We start from the raw sequence: 22,042 nt of genomic DNA, 5'->3' as shown, positions 1-22,042 counted from the left end.
CACAGCAGGCCTATTTGTTCTTGTGATAGACGTCCAGGAACACCGCGGCCAGCAGCACCAGGCCCTTGATGACCTGCTGGTAGTCGATGCCCACGCCCATGATCGACATGCCGTTGTTCATCACGCCCATGATGAAAGCGCCGATCACCGCCCCCATGACCTTGCCCACGCCACCGGATGCAGACGCACCGCCGATGAAGCAGGCAGCGATCACGTCCAGCTCAAAGCCCAAGCCCGCCTTGGGCGTGGCGGTGTTGAGCCGTGCGGCAAACACCAGGCCGGCCAGCGCGGCCAGCACGCCCATGTTGACGAAGGTCAGGAAGGCCAGGCGCTGCGTCTTCACACCCGACAGGCGCGCCGCCTTCTCGTTGCCGCCCAGGGCGTAGATGCGCCGGCCCACCGTGGTGCGGCGCGTAACGAAGTCGTAGGCCAGGATCAGCACGGCCATCACGATCAGCACGTTGGGCAAGCCCTTGTACGAAGCCAGCAGGTAGCTCAGCAGCAGGATGATGGCGGCGAAGACCACGTTCTTCACCAGGAAGAAGCCAAAGGGTTCTTCCTCCATGCCGTGGCGCAGCATCCGCGCGCGGCTACGCAGCTTGAACACCACCAGCGCCGCCGCGGCCAGCACGCCCAGCAGCAGCGATGTCAGCCGCAATGTGTCGCCGCCGATAGGGTCAGGGATAAAGCCCGAGCTGAGCTTCTGGAATACATCCGGGAAGGGCCCGACCGACTGGCCCGCCAGCAGCGCCAGGGTCAAACCCTTGAACACCAGCATGCCCGCCAGCGTGACGATAAAGGACGGAATGCGGAAGTAAGCCACGAACCATCCCTGCGACGCACCGATCAGCCCGCCGGCGATCAGGCAGACGATGGACGCGGGCACGAAATTCCATCCGTACTGCACCATCAACACCGCAGCCAGCGCGCCGACAAAGCCGCAGACCGAGCCCACGGACAAGTCAATGTGGCCGGCCACGATCACCAGCAGCATGCCCAGCGCCATGATGACGATGTAGCTGTTCTGCAGCAGCAGGTTGGTGAGGTTGAGCGGGCGCATCAGCGTGCCGTCGGTCAGCACCTGGAACAGCACCATGATCGCCACCAGCGACATCAGCATGCCGTAGTCGCGCAGGTTGCGCCGGAGGAAGCCGGCGTGCCCTGCCGGCGCTTGCGCCTCGGCTTCTTGTGTGGTCTGCAGCCCCTTGCTCTCACTGGCCATGTTGGGCGCTCCCTGCGTTGACGATTGCTCGCATGATTCTTTCCTGAGATGCCTCTGCCACCGGGAATTCGGCGACAAAACGGCCTTCGTTCATGACATAGATCCGGTCGCACATACCGAGCAGCTCGGGCATCTCGGAGGAGATCATCAAGATCCCTTTGCCGTCGCTCGCGAGCTGGTCGATGATGGTGTAGATCTCGTACTTGGCGCCCACGTCGATGCCGCGCGTGGGCTCGTCCAGGATCAGCAGCTCGGGCTGGGTGAACAGCCACTTGCTGAGCACCACCTTCTGCTGGTTGCCGCCCGACAAATCCACCACCGGCTGGTCCACGCCCGAGCAGCGCAGATGCAGCGCACGGCGGTAGTCATTGGCGACCTTGTGCGCACGGCCTTCGTCGATGACCATGGCCTTGGCCACCGCGTCGAGGTTGGCCAGGCAGATGTTCTGCTGGATGTCCTCGCCCAGCACCAGGCCCGCGCCCTTGCGGTCTTCGGTGACGTAGGCAATGCCGTGCTCGATGGCCTTGCACACGGTGCTCACGTCCACCTGCTTGCCGTGCATGTGCACGCTGCCGCGAATGCGCTGGCCGTAGGAGCGGCCAAAGACGCTCATGGCAAATTCGGTGCGCCCGGAGCCCATGAGGCCGGCAATGCCCACGATCTCGCCGCGGCGCACCTGCAGGTTCACGCCCTTGATCTGCTCGCGGTCGGCGTGCTGGGCGTGGTGCACGTGCCAGTCGCGCACCTCGAACACGGTTTCGCCAATCTTGGGCGTGCGCTGCGGGTAGCGGTGCTCCATGTCGCGGCCGACCATGCCGCGGATGATGCGGTCTTCGCTGATCGGCTGCGCGCGGCAATCCATGGTCTCCACCGTGGCGCCGTCGCGCAGCACCGTCACCGAATCGGCCACCTTGGCAATCTCGTTGAGCTTGTGCGAAATGAGGATAGACGCGATGCCCTGGCGCTTGAGCTCCAGCAGCAGCATCAGCAGCGCGTCGCTGTCGTTCTCGTTCAGGCTGGCGGTGGGCTCGTCCAGGATCAGCAGCTTCACCTCCTTGGCCAGTGCCTTGGCGATTTCCACCAACTGCTGCTTGCCCACGCCCAGATCGGTCACCAGCGTGGTGGGTGATTCCTTCAGCCCCACTTTCGCAAGCAGCTCGCGCGTCTTCGCATAGGCGGCGAACCAGTCGATCACGCCACCGTGCGCGATCTCGTTGCCAAGAAACAGGTTCTCGGCAATCGACAGCAGCGGCACCAGCGCCAGCTCCTGGTGGATGATGATGATGCCCAGCTTCTCGCTGTCGGCAATGCCCTTGAAGCGGCGCACCTCGCCCTCGAAGTGGATGTCGCCGGTGTAGGAGTCGCAGGGATAGACGCCGCTCAACACCTTCATCAGCGTCGACTTGCCAGCGCCGTTCTCGCCGACCACGGCGTGGATCTCACCCGCGCGCACCGCAAGGTTCACCTTGTCCAGCGCATGCACGCCGGGAAAGGTCTTGGTGATGCTGCGCATCTCCAGAATCGTGTCGCTCACTCTGCCTCCTTTGCCGCTACAGGCGGGCACGCGAGGTGCCCACGCCACCATTACTTGACCTGGCTTTCCTTGTAGTAGCCGCTATCCACCAGCACCGACTTCCAGTTGCTGGCATCAACACTGACCGGCTTGAGCAGGTAAGAGGGCACCACCTTCACGCCGTTGTTGTAGGTCTTGGTGTCGTTCACCTCGGGCGTCTTGCCCGCCAGCATGGCGTCGGCCATGGCCACCGTGACCTTGGCCAGTTCACGCGTGTCCTTGAACACGGTAGAGGTCTGCTCCTTGCGCAGGATGGACTTGACCGAGGGCACCTCGGCATCCTGGCCGGTCACCACCGGCATCGGCTGCTGCGGCGTGCCGTAGCCCACGCCCTTGAGCGAAGAAATGATGCCGATCGACAGGCCGTCATACGGCGACAGCACGGCATCCACCCGGCCGCTGGTATAGAAGGCCGACAGCAGGTTGTCCATGCGTGCCTGCGCCACCGCGCCATCCCAGCGCAGGGTAGACACCTTGTCCATGCCCAACTGCTTGCTGCGTACCACCAGCTTGCCGCTGTCGATGTAGGGCTTGAGCACCGACAGGGCGCCGTTGTAGAAGAAGAAGGCGTTGTTGTCGTCCGGCGAGCCGCCAAACAGCTCGACGTTGAACGGCCCCTTGCCCTCCTTCAGGCCCAGCGCCTTCTCGATGTAGGCGCCCTGCAGCACGCCCACCTGGAAGTTGTCGAAGGTGGCGTAGTAGTCGACGTTCTTCGTGCCCTTGATGAGGCGGTCATAGGCAATGATCTTCACGCCCTTGTCCGCAGCCTTCTGCAGCACGTCCGACAGCGTGCTGCCGTCGATGGCGGCAATCACCAGCACCTTCGGGCCCTTGGTGACCATGTTCTCGATCTGCGCGAGCTGGTTGGGAATGTCGTCGTCGGCGTACTGCAGGTCGGTCTTGTAGCCCTTGTCCTTGAAGTACTGGACCATGTTGCTGCCGTCGGCGATCCAGCGTGCAGAGGACTTGGTCGGCATCGAGATCGCCACGCTGCCCTTGTCCTGCGCGTAGGCCATGGGCGCCAGGCCGGCGGCGCCCAGCAGCATGCTGGCGGCCAGGGTCTTGAGAAAAATACGCTTCATTGCTTGTCTCCTGAGAAATTTTGGAATGCGCGCGCGGCTTGTCCGGCGCGCAGTGCAGTTGCGCTATCAGTACTTGCGGTTGGGGAACTCTTTGGCCGCGACCTCCATCGGGAAGATGCCTTCCTGGGTCACGATGCGCTTGGGCACGGGCTTGCCGGCCTTGATGTCCTTCACCACGGACATCAGCTGCGGGCCCAGCAGCGGGCTGCACTCCACGGACACATTGAGCTTGCCGGCAATCATGGCTTCGAAGGCGCCCTTGACGCCGTCGATGGAGATGATGGTGATGTCCTGCGCGGGCTTCAGGCCGGCCTCTTCGATGGCCTGGATCGCGCCGATGGCCATGTCGTCGTTGTGCGCGTACAGCACGTTGATCTTCTTGCCCTCGGCCTTCAGGAAGGCCTCCATCACCTCCTTGCCCTTGGCCCGCGTGAAGTCGCCGGTCTGCGAGCGGATGATCTTGAACTTGGGGTCGGCCTTGATGATTTCCTCAAAGCCCTTCTTGCGGTCGATGGCCGGGGCCGAGCCCACCGTGCCCTGCAGCTCGACGATGTTGACCGGGCCGGCCTGGGCCTTCAGCTTCTCGACCAGCCAGCGGCCGGCCTTGCGCCCTTCCTCGGTGAAGTCGGAGCCGAGGAAGGTCACGTAGAGCGTGTCGTCCTTGGCGTTCACGGCGCGGTCGGTCAGCACCACCGGGATCTTGGCGTTCTTGGCCTCGCGCAGCACCGTGTCCCAGCCAGACTCGACCACCGGCGAGAACGCGATCACATCCACCCGCTGCGCAATGAAGGAGCGGATCGCCTTGATCTGGTTCTCTTGCTTCTGCTGGGCATCAGAGAACTTCAGCTCGAAGCCGGCGTCCTTGGCCGCCGACTTGATCGATTCGGTATTGGCCGTGCGCCACTCGCTCTCGGCGCCAACCTGGCTGAAGCCCAGCACGATGGGCTTCTGGGCAAACGCGCCCAGGGGCACGACGGCCGCCAGGGACGAGACGGCGACGGCGGTGGTGAAGGTTCGGCGGTTCGGGTGCATGGTGTCTCCTGCTGTTGTGTTGAAAAACGAGCTGACGGAAAAAAACCGGTATCTCAGGCCATGGTGTAGGCCGTCTTGAGCGTGGTGTAGAACTCGGCGGCATGGCGGCCCTGCTCTTGCGGGCCATAGCCGGCGCCCGCGCGGCCACCGCCGGGCACGTGGTAATCCACGTCGGTGGTGGGCAGGTTGACCATGACCATGCCGGCCCTGGCGGCGCGCCGGAAATGCACCGCATGCCGCAGCGAGCGGGTGCAGATGCCGGCGCACAGGCTGGTCGGCGTGTCATTGGCCAGCAGCAGCGCATGCTCGTAGTCGTCGGCCCGCAGCACGCAGGCCAATGGGCCAAACACCGCCTCGCTGGCGATCCGGTGCGTGGGCGACGCCAGAAACAGCGCCGGCTGCATGAAGTGCCCGGGCGTTGCGCCTTGCTGGCGCTCGCCGCCCCAGATGTGCTGTGCACCTTCTTCGCGCGCCATGGCCACCGCGGCCTGGTTGCGCTCGAACTGCGTGCCATCCACCACCGGGCCAATGTCAGTGCCGGGCTCCAGCGCATGGCCCACCTGCAGCGCAGCAAGCCGGCTGCGCAGGCGCGCCACGAAGGCCTCGTGCACGCCAGCCTCGACGATCAGGCGGCTGGATGCCGTGCTGCGCTGGCCGGCCGAGAAATAGGCGCCTTGCACCGCGCATTCCACCGCCTGCTCCAGGTCGGCGTCAGCCAGCACCACCAGCGGGCTCTTGCCGCCCATGGCCAATTGCACCTTGGCATGCCGGGCGGTGGCCGCCTGCAGCACGCGGTGGCCGGTGGCCGCCGATCCGGTAAAGCTCAGGGCATCGACCAGCGGGCTGTCGACCAGCGTCTGGCCCACCTCGCGCCCGCTGCCGATCACCAGGTTGAAGGTGCCGGCCGGCAGCGCCGCCCGGCTGATGATCTCTGCCAACGCCCAGCCGCAGGCCGGCACCCGCTCGGATGGCTTGAACACCAGGCTGTTGCCATGCGCCAGCGCGGCGGCAATCCGGCCCGCCGGCGCCGCCAGCGGGCTGCTCCAGGAGGCGATCAGGCCCACCACCCCGACTGGCTCGCGGCTGATATCCACCTGCACGCCCGGGCGTACCGATGGCTGCGCCTCGCCGGCTGCGCGCAGCGCCTCGCCGGCAAAGAACTTGAAGAGCTGACCGGCGCGCACCGCCTCGCGCACCGCCTCCGGCAGGGTCTTGCCCTGTTCGCGCGCCAGCAGCCGGCCCAGCTCGTCCCGGCGCGCCAGGATCTCGCTGCCGATCTGGTCCAGCGTATCGGCCCGGCGCTGCGGCGTGGTGTGGCTCCACTGCCCAAAGGCCTTGGCCGCCGCGCGGGCCGCCGCCTCGGTCTGGCTGCGGTCGGCGCGCGCGTATTCGGCCACCACCTCGCGGGTGTCCGAAGGGTTCACGCCTACGCCGGTCGTGGCGCTGGTTTCCCAGCGGCCATTGATGTACTGCCGTGCGCTGAGCGGAGGGTGGTCGGGTTTCACCGTGCCTTGAGTCAGAAGAGATGGCGGCAGTGTGAATCAGAAAAAAATATCAATCCAATAGATTTTTAGACAAAATCCATATCAATGACAGCATTCTGGAAAACCCCATGACGCAGTACACGCACTGGTTCATCCGCGCGCGCCTCAAGACCCGCCAGTTGCTGCTGCTGGTGGCGCTGGCCGAGGAAGGCAATATCCACCGCGCGGCCCAGGTCCTGAACATGACGCAGCCCGCCGCCTCCAAGCTGCTGAAGGACCTGGAAGACGTGCTGGAGGTGTCGCTGTTCGATCGCCTGCCACGCGGCATGCGCCCAACCTGGTACGGCGAGACCATGATCCGCCACGCCCGCGAGGCACTGGCCAGCCTGAACCAGGCGCATGACGAGCTGACCGCGCTCAAGGCCGGGCGCTTTGGCCAGGTCAGCGTGGGTGCCATCACCTCACCCGGGCTGATGCTGCTGCCGCCGGCCGTGGCCCTGGTCAAGCGTGACCAGCCCAGCCTGCGCATCGCGATCGAGGTCGAGACCAGCCCGGTGCTGCTGGAGCGGCTGGAGCAGGGCAAGCTCGACATGCTGGTGGCGCGCCTGTTTGCCGAACACGACAAGGCCAACCTGCGCTACGAGCCGCTGACCGAAGAGCTGGTGTGCGCCGTGGCGCGGCCGGGCCACCCGCTGCTGGGCATGACCGGGCTGACGCTGCGCGACGTGATGTCGGCCGGCTGGATCGTGCCGCCCGCGGGCAGCGTGCTGCGGCACCGCTTTGACCTGATGTACCAGGAGGCCGGCCTGGCGCCACCGATCAACCTGCTGGAGTCATCTGCCCTGCTGTTCATCACGCGCATGCTGCAGCAAAGCGACATGCTGGCCGTGCTGGCGGCAGATGTGGCGCGCTATTACGCATCGCACGGCATCGTGTCGCTGCTGCCGCTGGAGATGCCCTGCCACATGGACGCCTTTGGCCTCATCACCCGCACCGACCGCCTGCCCTCGCCCGCAGCCAAGCTCATGATGCAGGCGCTGAAGACGGCCAGTCTGACGATCTACGGGAAGCGGCTGGAGCCGGTCTGATCTAAACCCAGCCCGCGTCCACCGTGAACTCCTGCGCGGTACACATGGCCGCATCGTCCGACGCCAAAAACAACACCATGCGCGCGATGTCGTGCGGCTGCAGCTTGTCGGGCAGGCACTGGTTGCGCTGCAACTCCTTCTCGCCCTCGGCGTCTAGCCAGAGCTTGATCTGGCGCTCGGTCATGACCCAGCCCGGCGACACCGTGTTGATGCGGATGCGGTCGCGCCCCAGCGTCTTGGCCAGGCCGCGCGTGAGGCCGTTCACCGACGACTTGGCGATCGCATAGCAGGGGTAGCCTGCGCCCTTGCCCTGCCAGCCGGTCGAGCCCAGGTTGATGACCGACCCGGCACCGCGCCGCTGCATGCCCGGCACCACGGACTGGATGGCGAAGAAGGCCGGGCGCTCGTTGATCGCCATGCGCTCGTCGTAGTAGGCCGGCGTGACCGACTCCAGCGTGTGGCGGTCATCGCTGGCCACGTTGTTCACCAGCGCGGCAAAGTCGCCCAGCTCGGCGGCAGCGTCGGCAATGGCCTGCTGCAATGCCGCGATGTCCCGCACGTCGCAGGCGCGCCACCAGGGCGCCGCATGCCCTGCGGCCTGGATCTGCCCGGCCAGCGCACGGCTGGCCTCCTCTGCGATGTCGATGAAGGCCACCCGCGCGCCCTGCTCGGCAAAGGCGCTGACGATGGCCGCGCCAATGCCGCTGCCGCCACCGGTCACAAAGACCGGCCGGCCGCGCAGGCTGGGGTAGGTGGAGGGGGCCAAAGTGGCTGCGGTCATGGTGTCTCCGTGAATTTACAGATATTGCAATATAGGTATCTATAAATAGCAAATTACGCTATTTCCATAATCAATATGCCTTGATACGATCCCTCGCGTCAAGACCCGGGCACTACACGAGACATTCTTGAACGCACACACCACTCTTCCCGCACCCGCGCTGCGCAGCGAGTTGCGCTGCATCTGGCCCGCCGCAGCGCTGCTGGGCGAAGGCTGCGTCTGGTCACCCCGCCGGCAAGCGCTCTGGTGGGTCGACATCCTCGGCCACCACTTGCACCGCTGGCGGCCTGCGGATGGCGCCCGCGACAGTTGGGCCTTCGATGAGCCCGTGTCCGCCGTTGCTGAATACGCCGGCTCAAACGATCTGCTGCTGAGCCTGCGCCGTGGCTTCGCCCGCTTCGATCCCGACACACCCGGTGCCGCGCCCGTCCACCTGCACCAGCCCGCAGCCGAACCCGCAGGCAACCGCTTCAACGACGGCAAGTGCGACATGCAGGGCCGCTTCTGGGGCTGCAGCATGGACTTCGACTGCGCAGCGCCCAGCGGTGCGCTCTATCGCTACGACCCAGACGGCCAATGCAGCCGCCACGACAGCGGCTACCCAGTACTCAACGGCCCGACCTGGTCGCTGGACGGCCGCACCATGTATGTCAACGACACGGTGCGCGGCAGCATCTACGCCTTCGACTTCGACACGGCCACGGGCACGCTGTCGCGCAAGCGCCTGTGGCTGCGTTTTGCCGCACACGACGGCCTGCCCGATGGCATGACGACCGATGCGCTCGGCCGGCTGTGGATTGCACACTGGGGCGGCGCCTGCGTGAGCTGCCATGACCCGTATAGCGCCGCCGAGCTGTTTCGCGTGGCCCTGCCCACGCGCCACATCACCAACTGCGCCTTCGGCGGGCCAGAGCTGCGCACCCTGTTCATCACCAGCGCAAGCACCGGCCTGAGCGAGGCGCAGGCAGCAGCCGAGCCACTGGCCGGCGCGCTGTTTGCCATAGAGATCGACTCCGCCGGCCTGCCCGCAGCGCAGTTCGGCGCCTCACCCTCGAAAGAAGCCACGCCATGAGCACACACCCCATCACCTGGCTGCACCATGCCGGCCAACGCCTGGGCCTGGTGCCCTCGCTGGGCGGCAGCGTGGCCGCCTGGCAGTGGGAGCGGCCAGAGGGCGCACTAGACCTTTGGCGCCCCTGGGACGGCAGCACGCCGGACCTGTACCGCCTGGCCTCTTTCCCCATGGTGCCGTGGTCCAACCGCATCAGCGCGGGCGGCTTCACGCAAGACGGCCACTTCCACCCGATGCAGCCCAACCGCGCCGGCGAGCCCTACCCGATCCACGGCGACGGCTGGCTGCAGCCCTGGCAACTGGCGCAGCCGGCCGAAGACACGCTGGTGCTGACGCTGGCGTCGCAGGCCTTCGACGGCAACCCCTACGCCTACGAGGCCACACAGACCTTTCGCCTGCGTGAAGGCGGCCTGGACCAGACGCTGGAAGTGCGCCACCTGGGCGACAGCCCCCTGCCCTATGGCCTGGGCGTGCACCCCTGGTTCCCGCGCACGCCGCGCACCCGCATCACGGCGCCGGTGCAAGCTGTGTGGCTCAGCGGCGCCGATCCCTTGCCCACCGCGCACAGCCCCGACTTCCCTCCCGGCTGGGACCTGAACACCGGCATCGACGCCCAGGGCGGCCTGATAGACAACGGCTACACCGGCTGGGGCGGCCAGGCCCATATCGACTGGCCCGAACTAGGCCTGCGCCTGAGGCTCGCCATGCCCGACTTTGAGCAGGACGGCGGCACCGATCAGCACTACTGCCTGGTCTACCGGCCGCCGCAGGGGCCGGCGTTTTGCTTTGAGCCGATCACGCATCCGATCGATGCGTTTCATTTGCCGGGACGGCCGGGCTTGCGGGTTTTGCAACATGGGGAAACGCTCAGGCTGGCGATGCAGTGGCGGGTCGAAGAAACTATCAAATAGATAGCTAATAGCCCAGGTAAGACCTGGGCTAGAGGCATATTTCATCAAAAAACTCACCTCGTCCGCAGCTCCTCGCCCTCTTCCTTGCGCAGCCGCGAAAACGCCAGCACCGACAACATCGTCATCGTCCCGATCACCACAAAGGCCGGCGAGAAATCCCCCGCCTGCAGATGCGCCGCATCACCACCGCGCAGCAGGCTGGTGAGCGTGAGCAGCGATGCGCCCATGACCACGCCCAGGCTCAGCGACAACTGCTGCGCCATGCTGGAGAGCGCGGTGGCGTGGCTCATGCGCGGGCGTGGGATTTCGCTGTAGCCCAGGGTGTTCAAGGTGACCATGGCCATGGAATTGCACAGCCCGCCGAGCAGCATCACGCCAAACATCAGCACATGCGGCGTGCTCGGCCGGAACAGGCCGTAGCTGGCGTAGAACACGCTGGTCATGAACGTGGCGCCCAGCAGCAGCGAGCGAAAGCCAACGGCGCGGATCATGCGGACCATCACGGTGCGGGTGCTGAGCGAGCCTATGGCCGTGGCCACGGTGAGCAGGCCTGATTTGAGCGGCGACAGGCCAAAGCCCAGTTGCAGCATCAGCGGCAGCAGAAAGGGCGAGGCGCCGATGGCGATGCGCAGCGGCATGCCACCCAGCACCGCAGCGCGGTAGGTGGGGTAGCGCAGGATGGCGATGTCGATCAGGGGCTCGCTGCGGCGACGGCTGTGGCGGTAATAGGCCAAGAGCGCCAGCAGGCCGGCGCCGGCCAAGGCCCAACTCACCGCCGCCGGGACCAGCGCGCGGCCGGCGGTCTCCAGTGCGCCCAACACGCCGGTCAGGCCGGTGGCCAGCAGCACGAAGCCCAGCAGATCAAACGGCGCCTGGCCTGTCGGGTCGGGCGCCATGGCCTCGCCATCCACATAGCGCATGGCCATCAGCACGCCCAACAGGCCGAAGGGAATGTTGACCAGAAAGATCCAGCGCCACGACACCAGGGTGACGATGGCGCCGCCAAACAGCGGCCCGGCCATGCGACCGATGGCGCCGGGCACGGTGAACCAGACCATGGCACTCACCATGCGCTCGGGCGGCACGCTGCGCAGCAATATCAGGCGGCCGACCGGCACCATCATCGCGCCCCCTATGCCCTGCAGCACGCGGAACAACACCAGTTGCGGCAGCGACTGCGCCGCGCCGCACAGGGCCGAGCCCAGCGAGAAAAAGACGATGGCCCCGCAGAACACGCGCTTGGGGCCAAAGCGCTCAGACAGCCAACCGCTCACCGGCAAGAACACCGCCAAGCTCAGCAGATAGGCGGTGATCGCCAGGTTCAGGTGCAGCACCTGCACTTGCAGCGAGCTGGCGATGGAAGGCAGCGCGGTCGCCATGACCGAGGTGTCGAGGTTCTGCAAAAACAAGGGGCAGGCCACCACCAGCGGCACGATGCGGTAGTGCGCGAATTTATCGTTTTGATTGGTCATGAAGCGAGGGGGAAACGGATCTCTACGCGCAGGCCGCCCAGGCGCGCCGAGCGCTCCAGCCGCACGGTGGCGCCATGGCGGTCGGCAATGGCCTTGACGATGGCCAGGCCCAGGCCGCTGCCGCCGGCGGTGGCCCCGGGGCTGCGGTAGAAGCGGTCGAACACGCGCTCGCGGTCTTCATCCGGGATGCCCGGGCCGCTGTCGTCCACGGCCAGCAAGACGCTGTGGCCGTCGGCACGCAGGTCTGCATCGACCTGGCCACCGGGCGGCGAGAACTTGACCGCGTTCTCCAGCAGGTTGCGCAGCAGGATGCGCAACGCATCGGCATGGCCGTGCACACGCACCTCGTCCGCATGGTGCAGCCCCAGGTCGGTGCCGCGCAGCTGCGACTGCGGCAGCACGTCGGCCAGGCCCTGGTGCAGCAAGGCGCGCAGGTCCAGATCGGCCATGGCGCTGGCCTGCTCGCCGCCGGCCTCTTGCCGCGCCAGTACCAATAACTGGCCGACCAGCGCGATGGCGCGGTCTATGCCCTGGCCCAGGCGCGCCACGGCCAGTTCGCGCGCATCGCCCTCGGGCGCGCGGCGCAGTGCCTGCACCTGCAGCTTGAGCGCGGTCAACGGCGAGCGCAGCTCGTGCGCGGCGTCGGCCACGAAGTGGCGCTGCGCCTCGAAGGCACCGCGCGTGCGGCCAAACAGCAGGTTCAGTTCCTGCACCAGCGGGCGCACCTCGTCGGGCAGGCCGTCTTCGGGCAACGGGTCCAGGTCGTCGGCGGCGCGGCCGGCCACCTGGCGGCGCATGCGCTCCACCGGCGCCAGCGTGCGGCTGATGATCCAGCCCACGGCCAGCATCAGCAGCGGGCCGGTCAAGAGTGCCGGCAGCGTGGCGCGCAGCGCCTGGGCACGCGCGCGGTGCTGGCGCGCGTCCATGTCCTGCGCGATCTGCACCGTCTGCAAGGGCGTCTGGATCGAATAGACGCGGTAGCGCGTGCCCTGCACCGTCACGTCGGAAAAGCCCAGCACCGCATGCTGGGGCAGCTCGGCCCGCGCCGAGCGGTAGATCTGCACGCCGTCCGGGCCCCAGATCTGCACCAGCAGATCCAGGTCGGCGTCATCGTCCAGGCCCTGCAGCGAACCCAGCGGGATATTGCTGCGCAACGACTGCGCCACCTGCTGCAGGTGCAGGTCGTTCATGGCGTCGGCCTCGCGCAGCGCACCGCGGTAGGCGCCCGCCGCCAGCACCGCGCTGCCCACCAGAATGCAAGCCAGCACCAGCCCAAGCAGGCGGGTGCGCAGCGAGCGCGGGGCCAGGCCCAGGCCCTTCATTTGGGCACCATGTAGCCCAGCCCGCGCACGGTCTGGATCAGCTCGGCACCCAGCTTCTTGCGCACGCCGTGGATATAGACCTCGACCGCATTGCTGCTGACGTCGTCCTTCCAGCCAAACAGTTTTTCTTCCAGCTGGGTACGCGAGAACAGCACGCCCGGGCGCGCCAGCATGGGTTCGAGCACGGCCCATTCGCGTGCTGACAGCACCACCGGCTGGCCGTCCAGCGTGGCGCCGTGCGTGGCCGGGTCGAGCGTGACGCCACGGTGCGCATAGGTTGGCCCGGCATGGCCCTCGCCACGCCGGATCAGTGCACGGATGCGCGCCAGCAGCTCGTCGGTGTCATAGGGCTTGACCACGTAGTCGTCGGCGCCGGCATCCAGACCCGCGACGCGGTCAGTGATGGCATCGCGCGCAGTGGCGATCAGCACCGGCAGCTTCTCGCCGCGTGCGCGCACGGCACGCAGCACCTCCAGCCCGTCGCGCTTGGGCAGGCCCAGATCCAGCAGCACCAGGTCGTAGTGCTCGTGCTGCAGTGCCGTGTCGGCCATGACGCCGTCACGCACCCAATCCACCGCGTAGCGCTCGCCCCGCAACACGTCGAGCAGGGCTTCGCCAATCATGGCGTCGTCTTCGACCAGCAGCAGGCGCATGGGGGCAGTCTCCTCGGGAAAGGCCCCGATTCTGCGCTGCCCGCCTGAGGGGATTCTTAAAGTTACGCGAGCCGCGCGCGGTGCCGCGCCACCTGCTGCCGCACCAGCGCCGGCGCAGTGCCGCCCAGGGTGCTGCGGGCGTTGAGCGAGCCGCGCAGGCTCAGCACCTCGTACACGTCGGCCTCGATCTTGGGGTTGAACTTCTGCAGTGCCTCCAGCGGCAGCTCGGACAGGTCCACGCCCTGGGTGATGGCGGTCTTGACGGCGTGGGCCACGGCCTCGTGCGCGTCGCGGAAGGGCAGGCCCTTCTTGGTCATGTAGTCGGCCAGGTCGGTGGCGGTGGCGTAGCCGCGCAGGGCGGCGCGTTCCATGGCCTCGGGCTTGACGGTGATGCCGCCGACCATCTCGGCAAAGATGCGCAGCGTGTCCTTCAGCGTATCCACCGTGTCAAACAACGGCTCCTTGTCTTCCTGGTTGTCCTTGTTGTAGGCCAGGGGCTGGCCCTTCATCAGGGTGATCAGGCCCATCAGGTGGCCGACCACGCGGCCGGTCTTGCCGCGCGCCAGTTCGGGCACGTCGGGGTTCTTCTTCTGCGGCATGATCGATGAGCCGGTGCAGAAGCGATCGGCGATATCGATGAAGCCAAAGCTCTGGCTCATCCACAGAATCAGCTCTTCGCTCATGCGGCTGATGTGCACCATGGCCAGCGAAGCGGCTGCGGTGAACTCGATGGCGAAGTCGCGGTCGCTCACGGCGTCCAGGCTGTTCTGGCACACGCCTTCCATGCCCAGCGTCTTGGCCACCAGCTCGCGGTCCAGCGGATAGCTGGTGCCGGCCAGCGCGGCAGCGCCCAGCGGCAGGCGGTTGACGCGGCGGCGCAGGTCGCCCATGCGCTCGGCGTCGCGGGCAAACATTTCCACATAGGCCAGCATGTGGTGGCCAAAGCTCACCGGCTGCGCCACCTGCAGGTGGGTGAAGCCGGGCAGGATGACGTCGACGTTCTTCTCGGCGATGTCCACCAGCGCTTTTTGCAGGTCGGTCAGCAGGCCGTCGATCAAATCAATCTCGCCGCGCAGCCACAGGCGCACGTCGGTGGCGACCTGGTCGTTGCGGCTGCGGCCGGTGTGCAGGCGCTTGCCGGCGTCACCCACCAATTGGGTCAGGCGTGCCTCGATGTTCAGGTGCACGTCTTCCAGGTCCAGCTTCCATTCGAACGCGCCGGATTCGATCTCTTGTGTGATCTGCGCCATGCCGCGCTGGATTGCCGCGTGGTCATCCGCGGCGATGATGCCCTGCACGGCCAGCATGCCGGCATGGGCCAGGCTGCCCTGGATATCGGCCTGCCACAGGCGCTTGTCGAAGAACACGCTGGAGGTGTAGCGCTTGACCAGGTCGCTCATCGGCTCGGAAAACAAGGCCGACCACGCCTCGGATTTCTTGTCAAGCTGATTGGTTGGGGACAGCGGGGAGGAGCTGGAAGCCATGGAGTTGGTAATAATCTGTTACGCAAACACCGGATGCCCGGTTGCCTGCCATGAAAGAAGCGCGAATTTTATCGGTCCACACCCTGCCGCCTGATACGGGCGGCCCACATGCGCACCCAGCGCCGGTGCAGCCCTTTGACGCCTGCCATACCGGCGTGGTGCTGCGCGCGGTCTTGCTGGTAGAGACGGTGGCCGGCGCCGGCGCCCTGTTCGGGGCAGAGGATGCGCTGGACTGGCTGTCGCGCCTGGCGGTGCTGACGGCCGGTGTGCTGCCGGCCACGCTCTGCTGGCTGCTGGCGGCCTGCAGCCTGCAGCACCTGCTGGTGCGCTGGCCCAAGCCGGCCCAGTACGCCGCCGGCGCCGCCCTGGGCGCGCTGGCCGGCCTGGGCGCCTGCGCGCTGCTGGCCCTGCTGCCAGACCGGGAAGCGAACGCGCCCTGGGTGGCCTCGGCCGTTGCCGGCGCGCTGGTGGCCATGCTGCTGGTGGCCGGCCTGGTGCTGCGGGCGCGCGGGCGCGCGCCCGCAGCCGTGGCGGCCCAGTTGGCCGAGCTGCAGGCGCGCATCCGCCCGCACTTCTTGTTCAACACGCTCAACAGCGCCATTGCCCTGGTCCGCGCCGAGCCGGCACGCGCCGAGTCGCTGCTGGAAGACCTGAGCGACCTGTTCCGCCATGCGCTGGTGCAGCACGGCGAATCGACCACGCTGGCCGAAGAGATCGTGCTGGCGCAGCGCTACCTGGCCATAGAGCAGGTGCGCTTCGGCACGCGCCTGCGGGTGGACTGGCTGCTGGACCCGGCCGCAGGCGAGGCCCGGGTGCCGCCGCTGCTGCTGCAGCCGCTGGTGGAGAACGCGGTGATCCACGGCGTGGAGGCCTGCGCGCGCGGCGCGCGCCTGCGCATCACCACCGAGCGCCGCGGCAGCTCGGTGATCGTGAAGATCACCAACGACGTGCCACCACCCGCCGCCGACGCCCCGCCCGCCCGGGCCGGGCACGGCATCGCCCAGGACAACGTGCGCGCACGGCTGGCGCTGCTGCATGACGTGGAGGGCGACTTCCGCGCCGAACGCCGCGGCGACCTCTACCAGGTGCGCATACGCCTGCCCGCATGACCCTTCTGTTTTCCCAGCCAACGGTACCCGACCATGCCTCTTGACATTCTTCTGGTGGACGACGAACCCCTGGCACGACAACGGCTGCGCACGCTGCTGGGCGACTGCACCGCGCCGGCCCTGGGCCGGGTGGAAGAAGCCGCCAATGCGCAACAGGCGCGGACCCTGCTGCAGACCCGCGGCTTTGACGTGGCGCTGCTGGACATCCACATGCCGGGCGACGACGGCCTGACCCTGGCCGCCACCCTGCGCAGCCTCGACAGCCCGCCGGCCGTGGTCTTCGTCACCGCCCACGCCGAGCATGCGCTAGCCGCCTTCGAACTGGACGCGGCCGACTACCTGACCAAGCCGGTGCGGCTTGAGCGGCTCCAGCAGGCGCTACAGAAAGCAGAGCGCATAGTCGCCTCGCGGCAACAGCTTTTTGCGGATTCCGGCCTCGATACCCTGGTCATCCAGGACCGTGGCCGCACCGACCGCGTGCCGGTCGAAGAGGTGCTCTACCTCAAGGCCGAGCTGAAATACGTCACCGTGCGCACCAGCGAGCGCAGCTACATCCTCGACGGCGCGCTGCAAGACCTGGAAGAGCGCTACGCGCCGCGCTTTCTGCGGGTGCACCGCAACGCGCTGGTGGCGCGCCGCGCGGTGCGCGCACTAGAGCGCCACTACGACCGCGAGGAAGGCGAAGGCTGGGCCGTGCGCCTGCACGGCGTGCCCGAGCTGCTGTTTGTCTCGCGCCGGCAACTGACGGTGGTGCGCGACGCGCTGGCAAGCTGATTAGCGCGCGATTAGCGCGCGACAGGAGCCGGGGCCGACACAGCGTGGTCGTGATCGTGGTCATGGTGATCGTGGCCTTCGTGGTCATGGCCGCCATGCGCCAGGCCGCTCACCAGCGTGACCAGCACGATGCCCGCCAGCAGCCAGGCCACCTGGGTGGCCGTCTGGCGCACGCTCAGGCGCTTTTGCAGTTGCGGGATCAGGTCGGCCAGGGCGACATAGACAAAGCTGCTGGCCGCCGCCACCAAAAAGAAGGGCAGCCAGCTGCGTAGCTGCTCCACCAGGAAATAGCCGGCCAGGCCGCCTAGCGCCGTCAGCGCGCCGGCCAGCGAGACCTTGACCAGCGCGGCGCGCCGGTTGCCGCTGCTCTGGCGCACCACCACCAGGTCGCCCATGTGGTGCGGCACCTCGTGCGCCAGCACCGCCAGCGCGGCGGCAAAGCCCAGCCGCAGATCGGCGGCAAAGGCCGATGCAATCAGGATGCCGTCGCCAAAGCAATGCACGCTGTCGCCGGTCAGGATGGCCCAGCCGCCGGCGCGCGGCGGCGCGTGGTGGTGCGCATGGCCGTGGTCGTGGCCATGCGCGTGCTCGTGGCCATGCAGCGCCGTGCCGTCCGAGCCCTCGGGGCCGGCGCCGTGTTCGTGGCCGTGGTGCCACAGCTCGGCCTTGTCCAGCAAGAAGAAGAACACCAGGCCCACCAGCAGCGCGGTGAACAGCGCGTGCGGCGCCACCTCGCTCTCGAAGGCCTCGGGCAGCAGGTGCATGAAGGCGGTGGCCAGCAGCGCGCCGGCGGCCAGGCTCAGCAGATGCTGCGGCCCCACGCCGCCGTCGCGCCCGCCCAGCCCCATGCGCAGCAGCCAGGCGGCCACCCACACGCTACCGATGCCTGCTGCCAGCGTCGCCAGCACAATTGCTACCAATACCATAGCTATACCCCCAATATTGACGCCGGCTAGCGCCACATTTCATGCCAAAACTTTGGCCACCACGAAAAAAAGCCGCCACGCGGATGCGGGGCGGCTCGGCATGCAGCCGGGTCCGTACGCGTTATGCAACGCCGTTCGTGCGGAACCACTCCAGGGCGCGCCTCCAGCCTTCTTCGGCCGGCGCCTGGCGGTAGCTCGGGCGGTAGTCGGCGTGGAAGGCGTGCCCCGCGCCCTGGTAGACCAGGAACTGCGAAGCCTGGGCGGCGGCAGTGCCGGACGCCAAGGCCATTTTCATCTTACTGATCGTGTCAAGGGGTATGCCGGAATCGTCTGCGCCATACAGGCCCAGCACCGGCGCGCGCAGGCCGGCGCCGATATCCACCGGCTGCTGCGGCGTGAGCGCCGTCTTGTCGCCCACCAGCCGGCCGTACCAGGCCACGCCCGCCTTGACCGGCCCGCGCGCCGCATACAGCCAGGTGATGCGCCCGCCCCAGCAAAAGCCGGTGATGCCGGCGCGCGCCGTGTCGCCGCCATTGGCCGCGGCCCAGGCCAGCGCGCCGTCCAGGTCGCCCAGCACCTGCGCATCGGGCACCTTGGAGACGATGTCGGCCATCAGCTTGGGGATGTCGGTGTAGCCCGTGGCATCGCCCTGGCGCGCGTACAGATCAGGCGCGATGGCCAGGTAGCCCAGCTTGGCAAAGCGGCGGCAGACGTCTTCGATATAGGCATGCACGCCAAAGATCTCCTGCACCACCAGGATCACCGGCAGGCCGGTCTTGCCGGCCGGCGCAGCGTAATAGGCCGGCACGTTGAAGCCGGCCACCGCATAGCTGGTGCGCCCGGCCGTGAGCCCGTCTAGCGAGGTGACGATGACCGTCTGCGCCGAGATCGGCAGCGTGGCCGCCGCATAGCCCGCCCCAAGCGCGGCCTTGAGCGCGGTACGGCGGGTGGCGCCGCCCTCGGTCGATGCGCCGGGGCGCAGGGAATCGAAGTCGGTACGCAGGTCTTGGTTCAGCATGGACGGCACTCCTGTTGAGAAAAAGGAGGCGCCAGTCTACGGAGGATGCGGCGGGCGCGCCGCCCCCAAAACAGCTCAGCTACAAAATGTATAGCTATTAGCCCAGGCAGGGCCTGGGCTAGAGCCATATTTCACCAAAATGTAGTCCGCGCCCTCAATGCGCCTTGTCCCAGTTCGGCCCAAAGCCGATCTCGGCCAGCAGCGGCACCTTCAACTGGGCCACGCCGGCCATGATGCGCGGCACCTCGGTGCGCACCCAGTCGGCCTCGGACTCGGGCAGCTCGAACACCAGTTCGTCGTGCACCTGCATGATCATCAAGGTGCCACGGCCTTCGGCGTCCAGCACGCGCTGGACCTCGACCATGCTCTTCTTGATCAGGTCGGCGGCCGTGCCCTGCATGGGCGCGTTGATGGCGGCGCGCTCGGCGCCGGCGCGGCGCGGGCCGTTGGGTGAGTTGATCTCGGGCAGGTACAGGCGGCGGCCGAACACGGTCTCGACATAGCCTTGCTCCTTGGCCTGCGCCTTGGTCTCGTCCATGTACTGCTTCACGCCCGCGAAGCGCTGGAAGTAGCGGTCGATGTAGGCAGCGGCCACCTTGGTCTCGATGCCCAGGTTCTTGGCCAGGCCAAAGCTGCTCATGCCGTAGATCAGGCCGAAGTTGATGACCTTGGCGTAGCGGCGCTGCTCGCTGCTGACCTGGTCCACCGGCGCGCCAAACACCTCGGCGGCGGTGGCGCGGTGCACATCGAGCCCGTCGGTGAACGCCTGCAGCAGGGCCGCGTCACCGCTGATGTGGGCCATGATGCGCAGCTCGATCTGGCTGTAGTCGGCGCTGGCGATCAGGCGGCCGGCGGGCGCCACAAAGGCCTCGCGCACGCGCCGGCCTTCCGGTGTGCGGATGGGGATGTTCTGCAGGTTCGGGTCGTTGCTGGACAGGCGCCCGGTCACCGCCACGGCCTGCGCATAGTGGGTATGGACGCGGCCGGTGCGCGGCAGCGCCAGCAGCGCCAGCTTGTCGGTGTAGGTGCCCTTCAGCTTGCTGAGCGAGCGGTGCTCCAGCAGCTTGGCGGGCAGCGGGTAGTCCTCGGCCAGCTTCTCCAGCACCTCTTCGTCGGTGCTGCGCGCGCCGGTGGCGGTTTTCTTGACCACCGGCATGCCCAGCTTGTCGAAGAAGATTTCGCCCAGCTGCTTGGGGCTGGCCAGGTTGAAGGGCTGGCCGGCAATCTCGAAGGCCTCGGCCTCCAGTTGCAGGATGCGCTGGCCCAGCCCGTGGCTTTGCGCGGCCAGCGTGGGCGCATCGATCAGCACGCCATTGCGCTCGACGCGGTAGAGCGCCTCGCTGCTGGCCATTTCCAGCTCATAGATCTCGCGCAGCCGCGGTGCGGCTTCCAGTTGCGGCCAGAGAAAGTTGTGCACGTCCAGCGTCAGGTCGGAGTCTTCGCACGAATATTCGGTGGCCCGGTCTATCGCCACCTGGCTGAACGGGATCTGGTGCGCGCCCTTGCCGCACAGGTCTTCGTAGCTGATGCCGCTGCGGCCCAGATGCCGCTCGGCCAGGCTGGCCAGGCCGTGCGGCCGGTGCACTTCCAGCACATAGCTCTGCAGCATGGTGTCGTGGGCGTAGCCCTGCACCTCGATGCCGTGGTTGGCGAACACGTGGCGGTCGTACTTGACGTGCTGGCCGAGCTTCTTCTTGCTGCCGTCTTCCAGCCAGGGCTTGAGCCTGGCCAGCACCTCGTCGCGCGGCAGTTGGGCCGGCACGTCGGGGTAGTTGTGCGCCAGCGGGATGTAGGCGCCCGCGCCCGGCGTGACCGACAGGCTGACGCCGACGATCTCGGCGCGCATCTCGTCGAGCGAAGTGGTCTCGGTGTCGATCGCCACCAGCTCGGCGGCCTGCGCCCGGGCCAGCCAGGCGTCGAAGGTCGGCCAGTCGAACACGGTCTGGTAGTTCAGGTTGCTGGCCGGGGCGGCGGCTTCTTCCACCGCCTCGTCGAACAGGCCCGGGCCCAGCTCGGCGCGCGGCTTCTTGCCGGGCTTGGCGGCTTTCTCGGGCAGCTCGCGCAATTCGGGTGAGGCGTCCTGCACCTCCAGCGACTTGACCAGGCCCTTGAAGCCATAGCGCTCGTAGAAAGCCTTGAGCTCTTCGGTCTGCTGCGCGGCGGGGGCCAGGGTGTCCAAGGCCGGCAGGCCGTCCACATGGCCGGCCAGGTCGCAGTCGGTGCGGATGGTGAGCAGCTCGCGGCCCTTGGGCAGCCAGTCGCGGCTGGCGCGCAGGTTCTCGCCGGCCACGCCCTTGATCTCGTCGGCGCGCGCCATCAGCGCTTCAAGTGATCCATATTCCATCAACCACTTGGCCGCCGTCTTGGGGCCGACCTTGGGCACGCCGGGCACGTTGTCTACCGTATCGCCCACCAGCGCCTGGTAGTCCAGCATGAGCGAGGGCGGCACGCCGAACTCGGCCGTCACGCCGGCCACGTCGCGCCGCTTGCCGTTCATGGTGTCGATGATGGTGATGTGGGCATCCACCAGTTGGCTCAAATCCTTGTCGCCGCTGGAGACGATCACATCCACCGCCTGCCTGGACGCCGTGGCGGCCAGGGTGCCGATGACGTCGTCGGCCTCGACCTCGGGCACCACCAGCACCGGCCAGCCGAGCAGGCGCACCACCTCGTGGATGGGCGCGATCTGGCTGCGCAGGTCGTCCGGCATGGGGCTGCGGTTGGCCTTGTAGTCGGGGTAGAGCTGGTCGCGGAAGGTCGGCCCGCTGGCGTCAAACACGCAGGCGACGTAGTCGGCCCGCACCTCGCGCCGCAGCGCCGCCAGCATGTTGACCATGCCTCGAATGGCACCAGTGGCCGGGCTTTTGGGGTCACCGGGCACGGCACGCAGGTCAGGCATGGCGTGGAAGGCGCGGTACAGGTAGCTGGAGCCGTCTACCAGCAGCAGGGTCTTGGGGAGGGTATCGGGGGCTGCGTCGCCGTCAGGCAGCGTCGCGGAAGGGGTTTCGCTCATAGGGGAGATTGTGCATGGCGGCCCCT

Annotated in this window: 18 protein-coding genes; 5 read left to right on the top strand and 13 right to left on the bottom strand. The window is 67.4% G+C overall.

Features of this window, described 5'->3' with window-relative positions; translation table 11 throughout:
- Positions 1–10 precede the first annotated feature (10 nt).
- From mmsB to AAFF27_07325, 5 genes are all read right to left on the bottom strand, one after another.
- Positions 11–1,222, bottom strand: coding sequence for a multiple monosaccharide ABC transporter permease (gene mmsB, locus AAFF27_07345; GenBank protein ID XAH24999.1), 1,212 nt, complete (start codon positions 1,220–1,222; stop codon positions 11–13).
- Positions 1,212–2,735 (bottom strand): multiple monosaccharide ABC transporter ATP-binding protein, encoded by a 1,524-nt coding sequence (mmsA, locus tag AAFF27_07340; protein ID XAH26178.1) that lies wholly within the window; start codon positions 2,733–2,735, stop codon positions 1,212–1,214. Before mmsA ends, mmsB begins: the two co-directional genes overlap by 11 nt.
- Before the next feature lie 71 nt (positions 2,736–2,806).
- The gene (gene chvE / locus AAFF27_07335) at positions 2,807–3,877 is read right to left on the bottom strand and encodes a multiple monosaccharide ABC transporter substrate-binding protein (protein ID XAH24998.1); all 1,071 of its coding nucleotides are present in this window, start codon (positions 3,875–3,877) and stop codon (positions 2,807–2,809) included.
- Between the two features lie 66 nt (positions 3,878–3,943).
- Positions 3,944–4,909, bottom strand: a complete 966-nt coding sequence (locus AAFF27_07330; GenBank protein ID XAH24997.1) for an ABC transporter substrate-binding protein — start codon at positions 4,907–4,909, stop codon at positions 3,944–3,946.
- Between the two features lie 53 nt (positions 4,910–4,962).
- A complete protein-coding gene (locus AAFF27_07325) occupies positions 4,963–6,414 on the bottom strand; it encodes an aldehyde dehydrogenase family protein (GenBank protein XAH24996.1) in 1,452 nt (483 codons plus the stop codon).
- Positions 6,415–6,521: 107 nt separating this feature from the next.
- On the opposite strand from AAFF27_07325, the gene AAFF27_07320 reads away from it, so the two are divergent.
- Positions 6,522–7,481 carry a LysR family transcriptional regulator gene (locus AAFF27_07320; GenBank protein ID XAH24995.1) on the top strand — a complete coding sequence of 320 codons (960 nt, stop codon included), beginning with the start codon at positions 6,522–6,524 and terminating at the stop codon, positions 7,479–7,481.
- 1 nt (position 7,482) lies between these two features.
- On the opposite strand, the gene AAFF27_07315 is transcribed toward AAFF27_07320, so the two are convergent.
- Positions 7,483–8,262, bottom strand: a complete 780-nt coding sequence (locus AAFF27_07315) for an SDR family oxidoreductase (protein XAH24994.1) — start codon at positions 8,260–8,262, stop codon at positions 7,483–7,485.
- A 127-nt stretch (positions 8,263–8,389) separates the two neighbouring features.
- Between AAFF27_07315 and AAFF27_07310 the strand changes: the two genes are divergently transcribed.
- Positions 8,390–9,334, top strand: coding sequence for an SMP-30/gluconolactonase/LRE family protein (locus tag AAFF27_07310; protein XAH24993.1), 945 nt, complete (start codon positions 8,390–8,392; stop codon positions 9,332–9,334).
- Entirely contained in the window at positions 9,331–10,245 is a 915-nt protein-coding gene (locus AAFF27_07305) for an aldose 1-epimerase (GenBank protein ID XAH24992.1), read from the top strand. The genes AAFF27_07310 and AAFF27_07305 overlap by 4 nt, the downstream gene beginning before the upstream one ends.
- A gap of 53 nt (positions 10,246–10,298) precedes the next feature.
- Here AAFF27_07305 and AAFF27_07300 read toward each other — a convergent pair whose 3' ends face one another.
- The 4 genes from AAFF27_07300 to argH all read right to left on the bottom strand — a co-directional run bounded on the left by AAFF27_07300 (position 10,299) and on the right by argH (position 15,176).
- Positions 10,299–11,717 carry an MFS transporter gene (locus tag AAFF27_07300; protein XAH24991.1) on the bottom strand — a complete coding sequence of 473 codons (1,419 nt, stop codon included), beginning with the start codon at positions 11,715–11,717 and terminating at the stop codon, positions 10,299–10,301.
- On the bottom strand, positions 11,714–13,039 hold the full coding sequence (locus AAFF27_07295) for an ATP-binding protein (GenBank protein ID XAH24990.1): 1,326 nt from the start codon (positions 13,037–13,039) through the stop codon (positions 11,714–11,716). The genes AAFF27_07300 and AAFF27_07295 overlap by 4 nt, the downstream gene beginning before the upstream one ends.
- Positions 13,036–13,692: a response regulator gene (locus AAFF27_07290; protein ID XAH24989.1), complete on the bottom strand. Its 657-nt coding sequence runs from the start codon at positions 13,690–13,692 to the stop codon at positions 13,036–13,038. Before AAFF27_07290 ends, AAFF27_07295 begins: the two co-directional genes overlap by 4 nt.
- Positions 13,693–13,754: 62 nt before the next feature.
- Positions 13,755–15,176 (bottom strand): argininosuccinate lyase, encoded by a 1,422-nt coding sequence (gene argH / locus AAFF27_07285; GenBank protein ID XAH24988.1) that lies wholly within the window; start codon positions 15,174–15,176, stop codon positions 13,755–13,757.
- A 50-nt stretch (positions 15,177–15,226) separates the two neighbouring features.
- On the opposite strand from argH, the gene AAFF27_07280 reads away from it, so the two are divergent.
- Together AAFF27_07280 and AAFF27_07275 are read left to right on the top strand one after the other, a co-directional pair.
- Positions 15,227–16,285, top strand: a complete 1,059-nt coding sequence (locus AAFF27_07280; GenBank protein ID XAH24987.1) for a histidine kinase — start codon at positions 15,227–15,229, stop codon at positions 16,283–16,285.
- A gap of 33 nt (positions 16,286–16,318) precedes the next feature.
- On the top strand, positions 16,319–17,059 hold the full coding sequence (locus AAFF27_07275; GenBank protein ID XAH24986.1) for a LytTR family DNA-binding domain-containing protein: 741 nt from the start codon (positions 16,319–16,321) through the stop codon (positions 17,057–17,059).
- A gap of 11 nt (positions 17,060–17,070) precedes the next feature.
- Here AAFF27_07275 and AAFF27_07270 read toward each other — a convergent pair whose 3' ends face one another.
- From AAFF27_07270 to polA, 3 genes are all read right to left on the bottom strand, one after another.
- Entirely contained in the window at positions 17,071–17,985 is a 915-nt protein-coding gene (locus AAFF27_07270) for a ZIP family metal transporter (GenBank protein XAH24985.1), read from the bottom strand.
- Positions 17,986–18,106: 121 nt separating this feature from the next.
- Positions 18,107–19,003, bottom strand: coding sequence for a dienelactone hydrolase family protein (locus AAFF27_07265; GenBank protein ID XAH24984.1), 897 nt, complete (start codon positions 19,001–19,003; stop codon positions 18,107–18,109).
- A 154-nt stretch (positions 19,004–19,157) separates the two neighbouring features.
- Complete coding sequence (gene polA / locus AAFF27_07260) at positions 19,158–22,016, bottom strand: DNA polymerase I (GenBank protein ID XAH24983.1); 2,859 nt, start codon at positions 22,014–22,016, stop codon at positions 19,158–19,160.
- Between the last annotated feature and the right edge of the window lie 26 nt (positions 22,017–22,042).

It is taken from the genome of Xylophilus sp. GW821-FHT01B05, from assembly GCA_038961845.1.
Classification (GTDB): domain Bacteria; phylum Pseudomonadota; class Gammaproteobacteria; order Burkholderiales; family Burkholderiaceae_C; genus Xylophilus.
Note: the sequence above shows the minus strand (reverse complement) of the source record. Positions and strands in the feature narration are given on the sequence as shown.